The sequence below is a fragment of the Chitinophaga sp. RAB17 genome, assembly GCF_052114225.1.
Classification (GTDB): Bacteria; Bacteroidota; Bacteroidia; order Chitinophagales; family Chitinophagaceae; genus Chitinophaga.
On record NZ_JBFREI010000007.1, the window covers coordinates 125,331 to 143,489 of the forward strand.

The 18,159-nt window shown below is 45.8% G+C and carries 14 protein-coding genes; 13 read left to right on the forward strand and 1 reads right to left on the reverse strand.

All coding sequences use genetic code 11. The annotated features are described in order from the left end of the window. Window positions 1-21: 21 nt before the first annotated feature. The 7 genes from AB4Z08_RS22800 to AB4Z08_RS22830 all read left to right on the forward strand — a co-directional run bounded on the left by AB4Z08_RS22800 (window position 22) and on the right by AB4Z08_RS22830 (window position 9,316). The gene (locus tag AB4Z08_RS22800; protein ID WP_441576097.1) at window positions 22-1,581 is read left to right on the forward strand and encodes a SusD/RagB family nutrient-binding outer membrane lipoprotein; all 1,560 of its coding nucleotides are present in this window, start codon (window positions 22-24) and stop codon (window positions 1,579-1,581) included. A 2-nt stretch (window positions 1,582-1,583) separates the two neighbouring features. After that, window positions 1,584-3,899, forward strand: coding sequence for a glycoside hydrolase family 20 protein (locus tag AB4Z08_RS22805; RefSeq protein WP_441576098.1), 2,316 nt, complete (start codon window positions 1,584-1,586; stop codon window positions 3,897-3,899). 115 nt (window positions 3,900-4,014) lie between these two features. Continuing rightward, on the forward strand, window positions 4,015-5,331 hold the full coding sequence (locus AB4Z08_RS22810) for a gluconate:H+ symporter (RefSeq protein ID WP_441576099.1): 1,317 nt from the start codon (window positions 4,015-4,017) through the stop codon (window positions 5,329-5,331). Window positions 5,332-5,403: 72 nt separating this feature from the next. Beyond that, window positions 5,404-5,874, forward strand: coding sequence for a RidA family protein (locus tag AB4Z08_RS22815; RefSeq protein WP_441576100.1), 471 nt, complete (start codon window positions 5,404-5,406; stop codon window positions 5,872-5,874). A gap of 104 nt (window positions 5,875-5,978) precedes the next feature. After that, entirely contained in the window at window positions 5,979-7,016 is a 1,038-nt protein-coding gene (locus AB4Z08_RS22820) for a PfkB family carbohydrate kinase (RefSeq protein ID WP_441576101.1), read from the forward strand. A 14-nt stretch (window positions 7,017-7,030) separates the two neighbouring features. Further along, on the forward strand, window positions 7,031-8,104 hold the full coding sequence (locus AB4Z08_RS22825) for a dipeptidase (RefSeq protein ID WP_441576102.1): 1,074 nt from the start codon (window positions 7,031-7,033) through the stop codon (window positions 8,102-8,104). Window positions 8,105-8,332: 228 nt separating this feature from the next. Next, entirely contained in the window at window positions 8,333-9,316 is a 984-nt protein-coding gene (locus AB4Z08_RS22830; RefSeq protein ID WP_441576103.1) for an ABC transporter ATP-binding protein, read from the forward strand. Here the strand turns inward: AB4Z08_RS22830 and AB4Z08_RS22835 are convergent. Then, window positions 9,313-9,720: a YrdB family protein gene (locus tag AB4Z08_RS22835; RefSeq protein ID WP_441576104.1), complete on the reverse strand. Its 408-nt coding sequence runs from the start codon at window positions 9,718-9,720 to the stop codon at window positions 9,313-9,315. The two genes, AB4Z08_RS22830 and AB4Z08_RS22835, sit on opposite strands and share 4 nt — an antisense overlap. Window positions 9,721-9,786: 66 nt before the next feature. Between AB4Z08_RS22835 and AB4Z08_RS22840 the strand changes: the two genes are divergently transcribed. The 6 genes from AB4Z08_RS22840 (at window position 9,787) to AB4Z08_RS22865 (ending at window position 18,150) form a co-directional block, all read left to right on the forward strand. Next, window positions 9,787-10,452, forward strand: a complete 666-nt coding sequence (locus AB4Z08_RS22840) for a GDSL-type esterase/lipase family protein (protein ID WP_441576105.1) — start codon at window positions 9,787-9,789, stop codon at window positions 10,450-10,452. 90 nt (window positions 10,453-10,542) lie between these two features. Further along, entirely contained in the window at window positions 10,543-10,998 is a 456-nt protein-coding gene (locus tag AB4Z08_RS22845) for a YhcH/YjgK/YiaL family protein (protein WP_441576106.1), read from the forward strand. Window positions 10,999-11,087: 89 nt separating this feature from the next. After that, window positions 11,088-11,720 carry an RNA polymerase sigma factor gene (locus tag AB4Z08_RS22850; RefSeq protein ID WP_441576107.1) on the forward strand — a complete coding sequence of 211 codons (633 nt, stop codon included), beginning with the start codon at window positions 11,088-11,090 and terminating at the stop codon, window positions 11,718-11,720. A 79-nt stretch (window positions 11,721-11,799) separates the two neighbouring features. Next, window positions 11,800-12,996 (forward strand): FecR family protein, encoded by a 1,197-nt coding sequence (locus AB4Z08_RS22855; RefSeq protein WP_441576108.1) that lies wholly within the window; start codon window positions 11,800-11,802, stop codon window positions 12,994-12,996. 232 nt (window positions 12,997-13,228) lie between these two features. Continuing rightward, complete coding sequence (locus AB4Z08_RS22860; protein ID WP_441576109.1) at window positions 13,229-16,489, forward strand: TonB-dependent receptor; 3,261 nt, start codon at window positions 13,229-13,231, stop codon at window positions 16,487-16,489. A gap of 20 nt (window positions 16,490-16,509) precedes the next feature. Then, complete coding sequence (locus AB4Z08_RS22865) at window positions 16,510-18,150, forward strand: RagB/SusD family nutrient uptake outer membrane protein (RefSeq protein ID WP_441576110.1); 1,641 nt, start codon at window positions 16,510-16,512, stop codon at window positions 18,148-18,150. Window positions 18,151-18,159 lie beyond the last annotated feature (9 nt).

Consider the following 18,159-nt stretch of genomic DNA (forward strand, 5'->3'; position numbering starts at 1 on the left):
TCACTCTTTAAAAAATTACTCATGCAACGATTTGCCAGATATAAATTTATATTACTCCTGGGGGCAGTATTGGGACTGTCATCCTGTGATAAAGGATTTGAAAAATTAAATACAAATCCAAATGCTTCTACCAAGCCTAACGTCAACTTTCTCTTTACCCAGAGCCTGTTGAAAGGTAACCTGGTATACGACAGGGCTTATTTCTACACTTCTTACCTGCACTGTGGTAATTATGTGCAGCACTTTTCCATTGCCAAAGAAATCGGCGGGTCAGGTGCAGGGGATAAATATGCGGTGAATGACTTTTATCAGAGCTTTTACTACCGTTATATCTACACGAATGCCATTCTCACGCTGCAGGAAATTATCACAGCGTTGAAAGATCCTGCTATTGCCGGAGATAACGTAAATAAACTGTCGGCCACCCGGATATGGAAAGTATTGCTGATGCAGCGTATTACTGATCTTTACGGAGACGTACCCTATTCAGAAGCAACACAGGGAAAGAACAGTGTGTTTTTACCAAAGTATGATGCGCAGTCTGATATTTACGCAGACATGCTGAAAGAGCTGGATGAAGCCATCAAAGCATTTGATGCCACTAAGGCTACTTTCGGTCCTGCGGATCTTTTATTCAAGGGAAATGTAGACCAGTGGAAGAAATTCGGTTACTCCGTAATGCTGAGAGTGGCGATGCGTACCAGCAAAGTAACGGACGGAAAAGTAGTAGCGAAGGATTGGGTACAGAAAGCAGTTGCCGGTGGTGTAATCCTGAACGGAACAGACAATGCCGTACTGGCATATAGTGATGGTCCGCAGATCTACAATAATAACCCGGTGGCTTTTGAGCTGGTAGGACAGGATTACAGCCTGAACTCCCATGGTGCAGATAACATCGAGTGGGGTAAATACAGCAAGACATGGATTGATTTTCTGAAAACGAACAATGACCCACGGTTGGGCGTAGTATCCGTAGTGTGGAATAATAATAAGCCAGATACGGCTGCTGCTATTCAGAAAGGAATGCCCAACGGAACGGATAAAAAAACAGCAGATTTTGTTACTTATTCCGAGCCGAATCCGGCGACTGTCTTAAATAACGCAGCACCTTTGCTGTTATTAACCAACGCAGAAACCAATTTATTACTCAGCGAAGCTGCCTTACGTGGCTGGATTACCGGTGATAAAGCACAATTCTATAAAGATGGCGTAACGGCTGCATTAAAGAACTGGTCGCTGTTTGGTCCGGCAGGTGTAATATCCGGCACCAAGATCGATAAATACGTAACAGACCATCCGTTTAATGCAGGTGGCACGGTGGATGCACAGATGAATCAGATCCATACGCAGTTCTGGGCAGCATTGTTCCTGGACGAACAGGAAGCTTATGCGAACTGGAGACGTACCGGTTTCCCTGTACTGACACCTGTTAACTATGTTGGTAATGCTACCGGAGGTACTATTCCCCGTCGTTTACCTTATTCAGTAGCGGAACAGGGCATCAACGGCGCGCATTACCGCGAGGCTGTCAGCAGACAGGGAGCAGATTTATTAACAACCAGAGTTTGGTGGGATAAATAATTATGAAAAAACTATTGCTTGTATTCATTCTGACAGGTGTTTGTAACATAACGATGTCACAAAGGAAAGAGGCTGCCGCAAAGGCAGCCTTGATTCCTTTGCCGGTAACAGCAGCTTACAACACAGACAGCTTTTTTATCACCCCGCATACCCAACTGCTGGCGGATCCGGGCAATGAAGGCGCCGCCGCACTGCTGCAGGGATATTTCCTGGAACAAACCGGGAAGGCGCTGCCGTCAACAGTTACGCTGCCAGCCAACGGCCAGGCATTACCATTGAAGAATGGGAGCAACTGTATCGTTTTGCATACGGATACCATCCTGGTAAAACAGCCGGAGGAATACCTGCTGCACATTACAAAAGAACAGGTGACCATCACCGCGTACGATGCTACCGGCATCATACATGGTATTGCCACCTTACGGCAGTTGTGGCAACGCAAAGGTGTTGCGACACTGGCTTTACCAGGAGCTGTGATACGTGATTATCCCCGCTTCGGTTACCGGGGTATGCACCTGGATGTAAGCCGTCATTTCTTTTCGGTAGACTTTATCAAACAGTTTATAGATCAGCTGGCACTGTATAAGATCAACAATTTTCACTGGCATCTGACGGATGATCAGGGCTGGCGAATTGAAATAAAAAAGTATCCCAAACTGCAATCTGTAGCCGCCTGGCGCAATCAGACGATGATAGGACACAAAAAAGAATTGCCCCATCAGTTTGATGGAAAGAAATATGGTGGATTTTATACCACGGAAGAAGTAAAAGCAGTGGTGGCCTATGCCGCTGCGAGACACATTAACGTGATTCCGGAAATTGAAATGCCTGGTCATGCACTCGCCGCCCTCACGGCTTATCCTGAGCTGGGATGTACGAAAGGCCCTTATAAAACAGCACAGTTCTGGGGCATCTTTGATGATGTTTTCTGTGCAGGCAACGACAGCACTTTTACCTTCCTGCAGGATGTACTCGATGAAGTAATGGTATTATTCCCATCTACGTATATCCATATAGGTGGTGATGAATGCCCGAAGGTAAGATGGGCGCATTGCTCTGCCTGCCAGCTCCGCATAAAACAGGAACACCTGGCAGACGAGCATGAATTACAAAGTTATTTTATCCGGAGAATCGGTAAATACATCAACAGTAAAGGACGGAAAATAATAGGTTGGGATGAAATACTGGAGGGTGGCCTCGCGCCCGGCGCTACCGTGATGAGCTGGAGAGGAGTGGAAGGTGCCGTAACAGCCGCTAAGCAGCAGCATCATGTGATCATGACACCTGAAGATGAATTGTATTTTGATCATTATCAGTCTTTATATCCGGAAGAAAAAACTGCCGCAGGAGGATATACGCCATTGGAAGAAGTATATGACTACGATCCTTTGCGTGCCGCCGGCGACACCACTTTGCTGCCTTATATTGCCGGTATGCAGGGGCAGGTATGGAGTGAATACCTGAATACGGTGCAGCAGGCGCAATACATGATTTTTCCCCGCATGCTGGCCATGGCAGAAAGGGCCTGGTCGCAGTCATCCGTGAGGGATTATCCTGATTTTTGCAAGCGTCTTAAAGCGCAGCAGCCATTGTTGCAACAACTGCACATCAATGCTGCCCGTAATTTTGAGGAAATCAATTATATGGCAGACAGTCTGGCAAAAGGACAACTATACATCTCTCTGCATTCTTCTGACAGCACCGCTATTATTCGTTATACCACTGATGGCAGCATGCCGGGAGCGAAAAGCAGTATTTACAAAAAGCCAATATTGCTGACAAAGAGCAGTACGATCAAAGCAGTTTTGTATCAAGCGCATCAGCGCACCAACAGACTATTTCACCAGTCGTTTTCAATAAATAAAGCCACCGGTGCCCGCATTACTTTAAAGCAGGCGTCCAATACAAAATACACCGGCAAGGCCAGCTTACTGGTGAATGGTATTGCAGCATCGAATCGCTATAACGACCAACAGTGGCTGGGTTTCAGCAACCGTGACCTCGAAGCAGTGATTGACCTGGGCAGTGAACAATTGATTCATCAGGTAGGGGCTAATTGCCTGAACTATCATTGGCAGAAAATGTGGCCTCCAACAGCGCTCGAATTTGAAGTGTCTGCAGATGGGGTACATTTCACGCCGCTGGCAACTGCCACTTCTTTCCCGGTAAACGGTATCAATGAAATACGTTTGCCTGTGAAGCCGGTGAAAACAAGGTATATAAAAGTGTTGGCCCGTAATAAAGGAGTGATCCCCGCCGGCGAGTATGGCGCAGGAGGAAACAGCCAGTTACTGGTGGATGAAATCAATATTGATTAAGCTTTTAGCTATTAGCTGTTAGCTGTTAGTAAATGCAGCGGAGATTATACATGTTACGTCTGTTACTAACAGCCAATAGCTAATAGCTAACCGCTAAAAAGCTATTTTGTTGACTATGTCTTTTTTGATTGTATTATTATGCATGGGCGTGCTGATAGTTTTGCTAACCTGGGGCAAGCTGAATGCTTTTATTGCCTTTCTGATAGTTTCCGTGCTGGCGGCTTTATTGTTGGGCATGCCGGCGGACAAGATTCCGGCTTCGTTGCAAAAGGGTATAGGCGACACCGTAGGAGGACTGCTGATCATCATAGTGCTGGGTGCTATGCTGGGTAAACTGGTGGCAGAAAGCGGCGCTGCGAGGCAGATTGCTAACTCGCTAATGCAGGTATTCGGAGAAAAGTATATGCAGTGGGCATTGCTGATAGCAGGGTTTATCATAGGTATTCCATTATTTTATGGTGTTGGCTTTGTATTGATGGTGCCATTGATCTTTTCTGTGGTGTACCAGTATAAATTGCCTGCGGTATATATTGGATTACCTACACTGGCAGCCTTATCAATTACGCATGGGTTTCTGCCGCCGCATCCTTCACCTACTGCGTTGGTAACACAGTTTAATGCCAACATGGGGCTTACGCTGTTATATGGACTGGCTGTGGCGATCCCGGCGTTGCTGCTGGCAGGGCCGTTCTTGGCCCGGTACCTGAAATATATGCCCTCCACACCATCGAGCTTATTTCAGCAGCAGGAAGTTAATGACACCCCGCTGCCTGGAAAAAGTAATAGTTTTATGACAGCTTTGTTGCCGGTATTCCTGCTCATAATTACTACCTTACTGGCTCATCTTTTCAGCGGAGGGAATGAAACCACTCATCGCTGGATATTATTTGCAGGCGATGCCACGGTCGTAATGTTGTTTGCTTTGCTGATCGCCACGTTTTCATTGGGCGTTTTTCAGCAAAGACCCGTGAAGAAGATTATGGGTATTTATGCAGAGGCGATCAAAGACATCGCCATGATCCTGTTGATCATTGCGGGAGCAGGCGCGTTGAAACAAGTGCTGGCAGATAGTGGCGTTAGTCTGGAAATTGCCAATGCGATGCAGTCCTGGCATATTCCGGTATTGGTACTGGGTTGGTTAACCGCTGCGATCATCAGGGCTTGTGTAGGTTCTGCCACTATTGCCGGCATTACAGCGGCTGGCATGATCGCCCCGCTGATGTTACAGGGACATGTAAACCCCAACCTGATGGTATTATCCGTTGGGGCCGGCAGCCTGATGTTTTCCCATGTAAATGATGCGGGATTCTGGATGTTTAAAGAGTATTTCAACTTAAGTATAAAGAATACGTTGTTATCATGGTCAGTCATGGAAACGATAGTAGGAACGGCAGGACTTTTCGGTGTCCTGATTTTGGACAGGTTCGTATAAGGTATTCTTCTCCCGAAAAATTAAAAAAGCAGCATAACCAAATCATATATTAAGAACATTAAAACAGCAACTATGGAAAACAATCATGCAGAAGAGAAATTAGCAGCCCTGGGATTGGTATTGCCCCCGGCGCCTGCGCCATTGGGTGTTTATAAACCATTTCTTATAGATGGTAAATACCTGTATCTCTCTGGTCATGGTCCTGTGCAGCATGATAAATCACTGATCATTGGCCGTATCGGAGATGCACTGGATATGGAGCAGGGTAAACTGGCGGCAAGACAGGTTGGTTTAACCATGCTCTCCACCATTAAGACCCATGTTGGTAGCCTGGATAAAGTGAAACGCGTTATCAAAGTATTGGGTATGGTGAACTGTACACCGGACTTTGAACGTCATCCATATATTATCAATGGTTGTAGTGAACTGTTTGCGGCCATCTGGGGTGAAGAGAATGGAGTAGGGGTAAGAAGTGCAGTAGGCTTCGGGTCTTTACCGGATAATATCCCGGTAGAAATAGAAGCTTTGTTTGAATTATACTAGACAGCGGTTGATTTGTATATTTGGATATTTAGCGGGTATGTTTCAGAAAAAGACTACTTTTTGAAACAGTTCACTGAATATCCAGATATCAAAATAAATAAATGATGCAAAAACCGGATGGTAACAAGGGTCTTCGGGTAACAGCCTTCGGGGAATTTTTGCTGCGGCTGCACAGTAATGGGGGCAAACGATTTCAGCAAACAGACGGATACACCGCTTACTATGCAGGTGCGGAAGCAAATGTATGTGTACTGCTGGCCAGATTGGGTATGCAGGCAGATTACATCAGCCGTGTGCCGGACAATGACCTCGCAGCAGCCGGTGTACAACAGTTGAGAAGTCATGGTGTAAACACCGATAAAATATTGTACGGCGGCGATAAACTGGGCCTGTATTTTACAGAACCAGGTAACAGCATCCGCCCCACCAGGGTGATCTATGATAGAACCGGCACAGCTTATGGGGATCTTCAGAAAGGGCAGATCAACTGGAAAGAGGTCTTCTCCCATAGTAGTTGTTTTCATTGGTCGGGTGTAGCGGCAGCAGTATCTGAAAGTGCGGCGGAAGTTTGTGCGGAAGCGCTGGAAGCTGCGCTGCAGGCGGGCATTATGATCTCATCAGATTTTAATTACCGCTCCAAGCTGTGGAAATATGGCAAACACCCATCTGTCGTCATGCCGGCGCTGCTGCAACATAGCGAAGTGACGGTAGCCGATCTGGATGCGGTGAAAGTTTATTTTGACATTGACACCGACCCTGCATTGCCGTTGGAACAAAGATTTGAAGGGTGTTATGCCGCCCTGCGCTCAAAAATGCCCCTTCTTAAAACATTGGGTATGAGCTTCCGCCAGGTAAAAGACCAGCAGCTATGGTATACCGGTGCGCTGGCGCATGAAGGGCAGTTTTATTATGGAACAGGATTTCCTCTGACGGATATTACCGACCAGATTGGTACAGGCGATGCTTTTACAGCCGGGATGTTATATGGCCTCCTGAATGATTATCTCCCGCAACAAGTCATTGATTTTGCTACCGCGTGCGGCGCCATCAAACAGAGTATCCCAGGCGACTGGGCCATTGTGAGCCGCGCGGAAGTAGAAGAGTTGATGAAGAACGGTATGTCCGGAAGAATTGTACGCTAAATAATGAAATAACTATGTTTACAATAGATGCACATCTGGATCTCAGCATGAATGCAATGGAGTGGAACAGGGATCTGCAACAGCCTGTAACCGCCATCCGTGCAAGGGAAGCCGGACTAACAGATAAGCCGGATCGCGCCAAAGGAGTGGTAGCGTTTCCGGAACTCAGAAAAGGAAATATCGGATTGGTGGTAGCTACCCAGATAGGACGCTATGTGGCGCCGGACAATACATTGCCCGGCTGGCACTCGCCGGAACAGGCATGGGCGCAAACACAAGGGCAGCTCTCCTGGTATAAGTCCATGGAAGACGCAGGAGAGATGATCATGATCAAAGACCGGAAAGGGCTGGAACAACATTTACAACTCTGGAATGACGGTACCCCTAATGATAAAAAGCCTATTGGTTATATTCTCAGCCTGGAAGGAGCGGACTCGATCATTAATTTAAAGTACCTGGAGCGCGCCTACAATAAAGGATTGCGTGCCATTGGTCCCGCGCATTATGGTCCCGGGCGTTATGCCAACGGCACAGATGCCACCGGCCACCTGAATGAACAGGGACGGCAGCTCATCAAAGAAATGGAGCAACTGAACATGATACTCGATGCCACCCACCTCTGTGATGACGCTTTCTGGGACGCCATGGAACTGTTTAACGGGTCCGTGTGGGCCAGCCATAATAATTGCCGGGCCCTGGTGAATCATAACCGGCAGTTTAGTGACGACATGATCAAAGTGCTTATTCAGAAGGGCGCGGTGATTGGTGGTGCACTCGATGCCTGGATGATGGTACCGGGCTGGGTACGTGGACAATCCACACCGGAAGCTATGGGCTGTAACCTGGAGAAAATGATCGATCATATGGATCATATCTGCCAGATTGCCGGCAATGCCCTGCACGTAGGCATTGGTACCGATCTGGATGGCGCCTTTGGTAAAGAGCAGTGTCCATACGACCTGGAAACCATTGCAGATATGCAGAAATTGCCGGACTTGCTGGCCAAAAGAGGCTATAGCACAACAGACATCGAAAACGTGATGCATGGTAACTGGCTGCGCTTCCTGCGTAATGCCTGGAAGGATTAACGTGATTTTTTGTCTTTTTACAGGATTATACTGATTTTGATGATTTTACTTTTTTGATTTTGAGAGATGATAATTTTTGGGGAGATGATAGCGAGTATGTCCGCTGTCATCTCCCAAAAAATTTTCAGATCCTATATAACCAATATAGAATCATCAAAATCAGTATAATCCTGTAAAAAAGACAAAAAATCGCTTTCATCCTGCCCGAGAAAAACTTAATTTGCGCGCATGAATTTTCTCGAGGTCTCCAATATCAGTAAACAACAGCATGGCGCTTATATTCTAAAGGATATCAGCTTTACACAACAGCAGTTTCAGAAAATTGTTATCGCGGGTGAAACCGGTTCCGGTAAGAGTTCGCTGATGAAAATTGTAGGTGGGATGGGGCAGGCCGATTCAGGAACGGTGATGTTTGAGGGTAAGAGAGTAAAAGGGGCGCTGGAAGTATTGATACCAGGGCATCCTGGCACGGCCTACCTGTCGCAGCATTTTGAATTGCGGAATAATTACCGGGTAGAAGAAATTCTCTCATATGCCAATAAGCTCACAGACGAGGAGGCCGGAGAAATATATGATGTCTGCAAAATTTCACATCTCTTAAAAAGAAAAACAGATCAGTTGTCCGGCGGAGAAAAGCAGCGCATCGCCATGGCCAGGCTCTTGATATCCTCCCCGAGACTGTTTTTGCTGGATGAACCGTATTCCAACCTGGATATGATCCATAAAAGCATCCTGAAAAATGTAATCAGTGATATGGGTGAACGGCTGGGCATTACCTGTATGCTGATTTCGCATGATCCCCAGGATATACTGCCCTGGGCAGATGAGATACTGGTGATGAAGGACGGAGAAATTGTACAGCAGGGTACTCCTCAACAAATTTATAATCAGCCGGTGAATGAGTATGTAGCCGGATTATTTGGTAAATATAACCTTATCACTCCCGGCAACGCCGCCATACTGGAAGGGTTGCCCGGCATTACACTGAATGGTAAAAATATCTTTGTTCGTCCGGAAGATTTTAAAATCGTGCGTACAAAAAAAGATGCTGTCAGTGGTAAGGTCCTGGAGCTTAACTTTTATGGTAGCTACCTCGAAGCAGAAGTGGCATTGGGAAAAGAAGTGTTGACCATTAAAACAACGGATACCCGGCTCAAAAAAGGCGCCACGGTAAACGTAGGTGTAGCACCGGAAATGGTGTGGTACTTCTAAGGCTTCATTCCCATAATACTTTTCCCCGCAAATCCGTTATAGGGCTTATTTTTCAACATCACCCAGGTTCTGTCGTAGGATACGGCGTAATGTACAATGACCACTATCGCCAGCCATAAACTTTGTTGCGGACGGCCCAGCGCTCTTAATCCATATACCGCCAATCCAAACAATATCCATTCGAGGAGGAGTCTTAATGGCCCGGGAATGGCTATCGGCGCCGGTTTGGGATCATTTGGAATGCGGAAGTTACCCCAGAGTACCGCCGCTATCAGTGGAAATCCCGCCGCCAGCACATAACGCAGCCAATCGGTGCCCAGGTACCAGCCCCAGCAACCCAATACAATCAGCATAATGATTTCAAGTACAAAACGAACGGCAAGGTTGACAGGGTGAGTGTTCATGGTATAGTTTGTTTCAAATTAAATATTTTTCGATTAACTTAACGTCTTCCGGATAATTTAATTGTTATGAGAAAATTTTTGTTTCTTTTAGGGCTGGCATTACTGCATATCGGTGGGCATTTATGGGCGCAATCGCCACTGCGGTTTGAAAACGATATCCGTACTATTCAGCAATTCGACAAAATGTATGCACCACCACCACATCCTATCTTGTTTGTAGGTAGTTCTTCCATCCGGAAGTGGGATGACCTGGAACGGAATTTCAGCAAGTATGTGGTACTGAACAGAGGTTTTGGTGGCGCTGAAACAAATGATGTGACGTATTATTCCAATGATATCATTTTCCCGTATGCTCCCAGGCAGATAGTGATATATGTAGGTGAAAACGATTTACCGTCCGCTAACGTCAATGCAGATACGTTGTTACAACGGTTTAGCGTATTGTATGCTAAAATCAGGCATGAACTGCCAACCATCACACTGATTTATATTGCTATCAAACCCAGTCCGTCAAGAGCTGCTTTTTTTGAGAAGGCCAGGCAAAGCAATGCCCTGATCAAAAGATTCCTGGCTAAGGAAAAAAATACCACGTTCATAGATATCTACTCAAAAATGCTGGATAAGGATGGCCTTCCCCGCAAGGAATTATTCCTGGAGGATATGCTGCACATGAATAAGCAGGGGTATGCCATCTGGGAAAAAGCCGTACAGCCGTATCTGTTGCGTAAGTAGTTATCCAGATGGCGGGGCTTAAACCCTAAAAGGTTGGGTGAATGGAAAAAAAAGTATCTTGCCGTTTGATTAATACATCTTTTATTACGCATGATACTGGATACACTGCAGAATGCCCATCTTTATTATCGCCTGGGAGTCAAATTTATCAAGGCCTTTGAATACCTGGCACAAACGGATCTGGCTACCCTGGAAAAGGGAAAATATGAAATCGATGGGACAAATATCTTCGCTATTGTAAATGAATATGATACTGTAGACGCGGCCACCGAACAGATGGAGTCGCACAAAAAGTATATTGATATTCAGTATATAGTGTCGGGGTCGGAGCTCATCGGACATGATTTCCTGCAGGAACAAAAGCCCTCAAAGGCATATGATGAAACGGCCGATTACCAGCTGTTTGCAGAAAATCCCATGTTCTTTTCCCGGCTGGAGAAAGGGATGTTTGCCATCTTCTTTCCTTCCGACCTGCACATGCCCAATATTAAGGTGGGTACACCGATGCCGGTGAAAAAAATAGTGATAAAAATAGCAGTTAGCTGATAGTTGCTGGCGTTCAGCGTTTCTGAATAACCTTTCTGCAACGCTGAATGCTAACTTCCCTATTCCACTTATGTAATAGCTAATGCCAGATGAACAGTGAGCAACCAAAATTATTCCGCGGGCAATTTGCTGCCGGATCACCGGCAGACGAGGCAGGAGTGCACGTACTTTTATGGAATCGTGTCCGTGAAAATGGGCAGGAGGCACTGGTAGACCTGTACGAATGCCTGTATTTTAATCTTATGAGCTACGGCGTTCGCAGCTGCGGAGACACGGAAATTACCAAAGATGCCATCAATGATATGTTCCTCGAGATATGGGATCAGCGGCACAAGCTCCCCGAAGTCAGTAATGTAAAGTCTTACCTGTTCACTTACCTGCGCCGCAAAATATTTGCAGGCATCCGCCAGACTAAAAAATCCAGTGAAGCAGCAGACGCTTACGCCGATATCAGCGAACACCATGAACTTTCCTATGAGGAATGTATTGTAGCTATACAAACTTCTGAAGAAGTAAAACAGAAGATAAAGCGTGCAATGGCTACCCTCACGCCCAGGCAGAAAGAATTAATACAACTCCGCTATTTCGATGGCCTTAGTATGGAAGAAGTCAGTAAACGGGTAGGTATCACCACCAAAACGGCTTACAATACCCTGGGGGCCGCCCTCAAAAGCCTGTCGGTGGAACTGATGATAGTGATATTGATACGGCTGCTGCAGTAAAAAAACTTTTTTAAAAAAAGTTTCCGTTTTCTTGGGAATAATTCCCGGTTTCTTACACTACTTAGTATTAACAGTAACAATGGATCAACAATTTAACGTCGCCGAAGACTTCCTGTTAGATGATTCTTTTTTACGCTATTGTATGGGAGCCAATGAGCACGACATACTGTACTGGGAAAAATGGATCGCCGAAAATCCGGAAAAGCGCACTGCTTTTGACCGGGCCCGCAGGACATTTGATGTTGTTAATGGACAACAGGGCCGGCTGGACGTAGAAGTGAACCGATTCAGGTCCCTGTTACAGGATCACATAGATCAATCCACTACTGTAAATAAAAAGGTACGTCACCTGTACCGCTGGCGCGCAGCCGCGGCTATACTCCTCCTGGTAGCAGGTGGAGCTGCCTGGTATCAGTTTGGCAACCGGCATACCCCTTCCCCGGCAGCTGCACCATTGGCGCAACAGGATATATTGCCAGGTGCTCCAAAAGCTAAGCTGCTGTTGGGCGATGGCACAGAAGTACAGCTGGATGCCATTCAGGGCAACGGGCTGAAAGAAAAAGACGGTACTCAAATTAACAAGGACAATGGGAAAATAGTATATGATGTAGCCGGTAATTCCAGTAATGAAATTATGTTCAATACTTTGTCTACCCCCAGGGGAGGAGAGTTCCAGCTGGTATTACCGGATGGAACCAAAGTATGGCTCAACGCCGCATCTTCCCTGCGGTTCCCGACAAAATTTACAGGTAAAGACAGAACGGTGTACCTCACCGGGGAAGCATATTTTGATGTGGCACAAAATGCAATGCAACCTTTTCATGTACAGTTGAACAATGGACTGAAAGTAGCCGTACTGGGCACTGCTTTTAATATAATGGCCTACGACGACGAGAATGCAGTGAACACCACACTGGTAACCGGGAAAATTAAAGTAGCGCAAACAAACGGCAGCAGTGTGCTGCTGGCTCCTTCGCAGCAGGCAGTACTGCCAAAAGGTAGTCAGGAGTTTGAGGTAAGCGAAGCAGACATAGATAAAACGATTGCATGGAAAACAGGTATGTTCGAATTTGACGACGATGATATCACCACAGTTATGAGACAGCTGGCACGCTGGTATGATGTAAATGTAAAATTTAATGGCCCGGTGCCGGATAAGCACTACACCGGTTCTATACGTAAGCAGTCCACGTTATCCCAGGCATTACACATTTTAAAAACAGCCGGGATACAGTATACAATAGCAGGCAAAGAAATCATCGTTGAAGTAAAATAATAACACCAATCAGTATAAGGATGTAACAACCAGGATCTTCGTGTAATGAATGCTTCAGGCAAAAAAAACCGGGAACGCGGCAACGTTCCCGGCTGAAATGTCTGGCGGGCATGTTATGCGCTTAATTTGACGTAAACAGCTTAACGCTCACCAAAAACTTAACAAATCTATGCTATTTAGACATGCTGGCAAATACCCCAACAGTAGGGTATTGGCGCAAATGCTGAAAGTTATGAAACTAGCTGCCTTTTTGCTATTGGTACTGGCTATGCAGGTAAGTGCAACCGGTTACTCGCAAAAATTAACCCTTAACATGCACAATGTGGCATTGTCTAAGGTATTCAGGGAAATCCGGAAACAAACCGGGTATACCTTTTTTTATAATACTGAAATGCTGGAGCAGGCAGATAAAGTATCTGTTGCTGTAGTTCAGGCTGACCTGGAATACGTATTGGGCAAATGTTTGCTTAATAAAAAGCTCAATTACAGTATTGTTGATAATACTATTATCCTTTCTGTAAAAACAAAGGAACAAACCGAAGAGGCTCCGCAACCCGTAGCTAACATTTCCGTATTCGGTAAAATCACCGATGCCATTACCCAGGAACCGCTGACCGGCGCCTCTATAAAGCTGAAAGGCACCACCAAAGGAGCCAGCTCAGATGCAAAAGGTAATTATACCCTGCAACTACCCGAAAATGGTGGTGTGCTGGTCATCTCCTTTATTGGTTATGAAACAGTAGAAAAATCCGTTTCACAGGCCGGTGCACTCGATATTGCCCTGAAGCCAAAAGCAGTACAAACAGAAGAACTGGTAGTAGTAGGTTATGGTACCCAGAAAAGAAAAGACGTAACCGGCGCTGTTTCCTCCGTAAGAGTAGGTAACATCAGTGCAAACGTATCAAAGAATATCAGCTCCGCCATCCAGGGTCGTGTACCCGGTGTATCTGTTGAATCTTCCAGTGGCGCACCAGGTGCCGGCATGATCATTACCATCCGTGGTATGAGCACGCTCGGTAACAACGCCCCCTTATATATTGTAGATGGTGTATTTGTAAATAATATTGATGGTGTAAGCCCCAATGATGTGGAATCCATTGAAATATTGAAAGATGCAGCTACCGCCAGTATTTACGGTTCCCGCGCTGCTAACGGCGTAGTCCTCGTTACCACGAAAGGTGGCCGCAAAGAATCCGTGCCCAAACTGGAAGTAGACAGCTGGTTTGGTGTACAATCTGTGCCCAAAAGAATGAGCTTACTCAACGGCGAACAATGGACCAAACTGATGAGCGCCAATATCACCGGTATTCCTGCTTACGATAGTAAAAGTGCTAACTCCAACTGGCAGGATGCTATTTTCAGACAGGCTTTTTTAACCCGCACCAATGTAAATTTCAGCGGCGGATCCCAGAACTTTACCTATAACTTATCCGGTGGTTACCTGAAGGAAGATGGTACCATCATTAATACGAACTATTCCGCTGCTAATTTCAGGGTGAAAACGGAGTATAATAAAGGAAGATTGCGTGTTGGTGAAACAGTTATCATCAAAAGAGGAGCTACCCGCAACAATCCTGGTGGTGGAGATGCTGTGCACAGCATTGTGGGCAGTGCCCTGATGATGCCTGCTACCGTTCCCATTTACGATCCTGCAAATAGTTTGGGTGGTTACGGCAAAAGGCCAACTTTTATGAAGAACCTGTCGAATCCTGTTGCCCGCCTGGAAAGTATAGACAATACTTCCAAAGACCTTTCCCTGCTGGCGAATGCTTTTGTAGAAGTAAAGCTGATAGAAGGACTTAAATATAAATTCAATGTAGGGCTTACCGAAGCACAAAGCAACTCCCGTATTTATACAGGTGCATTTGACGATGGTAACTCCGCTAATCCATTACCGGATTTGTCACAATCTACCAATACCAATAATTCCTGGTTGGTGGAAAATACCCTTAACTATACAAAGAAACTGGGTAAACACAACATCGATGCATTGATCGGTTATACTGCGCAAAAGAACATATCATCAGGCTTCAGCGCGTCCCGTGATGATTTGCCAATAGGTACTTCCGTACTGGGTGCCGGTTTGGCTACCTCCCAGCGGAATGATGGTTCTGCCAGCACCAACAGTATGGTTTCCCGCTTTGCCCGTATCATGTATTCCTATGATTCCCGGTACCTGTTTTCTGCTTCCGTAAGAAGAGATGGCTCTTCCCGCTTTGCAACGGATTACCAATATGGTTCTTTCCCATCTTTCTCTGCCGGCTGGAATATACACAATGAGCATTTCTTCTCTGGTATCACTCCGGTTGTAAATACCTTAAAACTCCGTGGTAGCTGGGGCGTACTGGGTAACCAGGAAATCGGTAACTACTTAACACAAAACAGTATTACCAGCGGTCTTAACTATGTACAGGGTGGTGTGTTGTGGCCAGGCGCTACTGCCAGCGGCTATGCTTCTCCGATAGATTTGTCGTGGGAAGAAACCAAGATTACCAACGTCGGTGTAGACGCAGGTTTCCTGGATAATAAATTGTTCGTCATTTTTGACGTGTTCAATAAGAAAACCAACGGTGTTTTGTTAAATGTGCCTTTCCCGCTTTCAGTGGGTAAAACAGGTTCCCCTACACTCAATGCCGGTGTCATTGAGAATAAAGGATACGAAGTATCTCTGGAATACACTGATAAAAAAGGTGAATTGAATTATCGCCTCGGATTCAATCTCGCACACACTTCCAATGAAATGACGGCGATCAATATTGGCTCAGGCAGACAGGAATTTGGTGGTATTTCGAGAGCCAAAGTAGGTTATCCTATTGGTGCTTTCTTCCTCATTCAAACAGATGGTATCTTTAATTCCAAAGAAGAAGTAGCTGCACACAGTAAAAATGGTGTACTGATCCAGCCCAACGCACAGCCTGGCGATATCCGTTACATCGATTATAACAACGATGGTATCATTGATAACCAGGATGAGCAGAACTTAGGAAGCCCTTTCCCTAAACTGAACTTGGGTTTATCCGCTAATCTCTCCTGGAGAGGTTTTGATATGAGCCTCTTCCTGGAGGCAGTGACCGGCAATAAAATTTATAATGCAAGAAGAAAGTGGATGGATAAAATGAATGAAGTCACCAATTTCTCCACTGATGTGCTGAATGCATGGACACCTGAAAATCATTCCAACTTCCCGCGTTTCACTTTATCGGATCCTAACAATAACAATCGCGAAAATAGTGGCAGATGGCTGGAAGACGGTTCCTACCTGCGTTTCAAGCGTTTGGAATTGGGATATACTATGCCTAAAGGTTTGACGGGTAAATGGGGTATCGACAAAGTAAGATTATTTGCTTCCGGAGAAAACCTGTTCACTATCACAAAATATAAAGGCTACAATCCGGATATCGGTGGTGCTGCATTGGCAAGAGGTATGGACAATTCATGGGATGTATATCCGTTGTCCCGCACTATTTTGTTTGGTCTGAATCTTACATTTTAATCGCTTAATTGCATTGCAACATGAAGAAAACATTTAAATATATAAGTGCACTCACGCTGGTACTGGCAACAGTAGCCGGTTGTAATGAGAAAGAATTTCTTAAGCAAACCGATCCCAATAAAATTACGGATGCAACTTTCTGGAAAGATGAGTCCAGCGTAAGTGCTGCTCTGGGTGCTACTTACAGCCCACTTCGCTCTTCACTTTACGGGTACTGGGGTTCCTACCAGGGCATCCAGGATATCAATGCGCTGGGAGATGATGTATTCACGCTGCCCGGAGAAGAACCAGGCACCTGGGGGGTTGCTACCTTCTCCAACGATGAAAATAATGGTGATCTGAGTGGTATCTTCAGCAATACTTATCAGTGTATACATCGCGCCAACCTCTTGTTGTCTAAGATAGGAGCTATCAATATGAGCCAGGAGAAGAAAAATCTCTACATGGCAGAAGCTAAATTTCTGCGCGGCTTATCTTATTATATCCTGGCTTCCAACTGGGGAGGGGTACCTGTTAGAACTGCTCCGCTGGAAACGACCGATGGTTATGCTACTCCCTGCAGTACGAAGGAGGAAGTATGGCAACAGGTAGTGGCTGATCTGACAGATGCAAAGGCCGGGCTTCCAGAAAAACGTGATCCTAAAGAACTGGGCAGGGTAACCAGTGGCGCCGCCATTGCTTACCTGGGTAAAGCATATATGTTTATGGAAGATTATACAAAAGCAGAGACTACTTTCGATCTGCTTTTCAAACCTCCCTATGCTTATGCACTCGTGGATAATTACGAAGATAATTTTACCGACAAAAATGAGAATAATACGGAATCGGTGTTTGAATGGACGTTTGCTCCCATAGGTGATCAGTACGGTGCCTGGAGCACAGAATCGCCTAATTCGCCGATGTACAATTACCTGCCGCAGTTCATCGGCCCCCCCGCTGGTGGTGGATGGTTTAAATATGTACCTTCCAATTACCTGGTAAAGGAGTTTGTGAAAGAAAAACGCCCTGCGGGTGCTGATACCAAATTTGATAAGAGAATGTATGCTTCCCTGATGTGGAAACATTCCACACTGGGTGAAGCGGATGTGACCTGGTATGATGGACGAACCTTTGACCAACTCTGGATGTCTGCACTCTCCAAAACAGTGCGCCTGTATCCGGATACACCACTGGATACCACTACCAACGGTCGTTTCCTGATTAAGAAAGGTACCAGCGCATGGCGTAGTGTAGCAAACGCAGATAACTACTGGGGGCCTACGCCTTCTACTGCTAACTACCGTGTAGTGCGTTTCGCGGAAATATTGTTATTACGTGCCGAAGCAGCAGCTCAGAATGGTAATAATGGCAAAGCTATCGATGACATCAGCAAAATCAGGGCAAGAGCCGGCCTGGCAGTTAAAACAGCAGCAGACCTGCCTGGTAAACCGGAAATTCTTGCTGAAATTGATCATCAGAAACTACTCGAATTGTTCTTTGAACAAAACCGTGTTTATGATATCAGAAGATGGAATAAGAGCGCACCTCAACTGTCGGCGATGCTGGCAGCACACCAGAAACAGGGCGCCAATGTTTTCCAGGCTAAACACTACTTTTTTCCAATACCAGCAGGTGAATTGAAATCTAATCCAAAGGCTACACAGAATGCACTTTGGAAGTAAGATCCCGCG

Excerpts from the sequence above, each read along its gene's own strand:
- AB4Z08_RS22840 (WP_441576105.1), top strand. The coding sequence starts at position 9,787 with ATGAGAAAATTTTTGTTTCTTTTAGGGCTGGCATTACTGCATATCGGT.
- AB4Z08_RS22830 (WP_441576103.1), top strand. The coding sequence starts at position 8,333 with ATGAATTTTCTCGAGGTCTCCAATATCAGTAAACAACAGCATGGCGCT.
- AB4Z08_RS22810 (WP_441576099.1), top strand. The coding sequence starts at position 4,015 with ATGTCTTTTTTGATTGTATTATTATGCATGGGCGTGCTGATAGTTTTG.
- AB4Z08_RS22805 (WP_441576098.1), top strand. The coding sequence starts at position 1,584 with ATGAAAAAACTATTGCTTGTATTCATTCTGACAGGTGTTTGTAACATA.
- AB4Z08_RS22820 (WP_441576101.1), top strand. The coding sequence starts at position 5,979 with ATGCAAAAACCGGATGGTAACAAGGGTCTTCGGGTAACAGCCTTCGGG.
- AB4Z08_RS22845 (WP_441576106.1), top strand. The coding sequence starts at position 10,543 with ATGATACTGGATACACTGCAGAATGCCCATCTTTATTATCGCCTGGGA.
- AB4Z08_RS22815 (WP_441576100.1), top strand. The coding sequence starts at position 5,404 with ATGGAAAACAATCATGCAGAAGAGAAATTAGCAGCCCTGGGATTGGTA.
- AB4Z08_RS22800 (WP_441576097.1), top strand. The coding sequence starts at position 22 with ATGCAACGATTTGCCAGATATAAATTTATATTACTCCTGGGGGCAGTA.
- AB4Z08_RS22850 (WP_441576107.1), top strand. The coding sequence starts at position 11,088 with ATGAACAGTGAGCAACCAAAATTATTCCGCGGGCAATTTGCTGCCGGA.
- AB4Z08_RS22835 (WP_441576104.1), bottom strand. The coding sequence starts at position 9,720 with ATGAACACTCACCCTGTCAACCTTGCCGTTCGTTTTGTACTTGAAATC.
- AB4Z08_RS22865 (WP_441576110.1), top strand. The coding sequence starts at position 16,510 with ATGAAGAAAACATTTAAATATATAAGTGCACTCACGCTGGTACTGGCA.
- AB4Z08_RS22855 (WP_441576108.1), top strand. The coding sequence starts at position 11,800 with ATGGATCAACAATTTAACGTCGCCGAAGACTTCCTGTTAGATGATTCT.
- AB4Z08_RS22825 (WP_441576102.1), top strand. The coding sequence starts at position 7,031 with ATGTTTACAATAGATGCACATCTGGATCTCAGCATGAATGCAATGGAG.
- AB4Z08_RS22860 (WP_441576109.1), top strand. The coding sequence starts at position 13,229 with ATGAAACTAGCTGCCTTTTTGCTATTGGTACTGGCTATGCAGGTAAGT.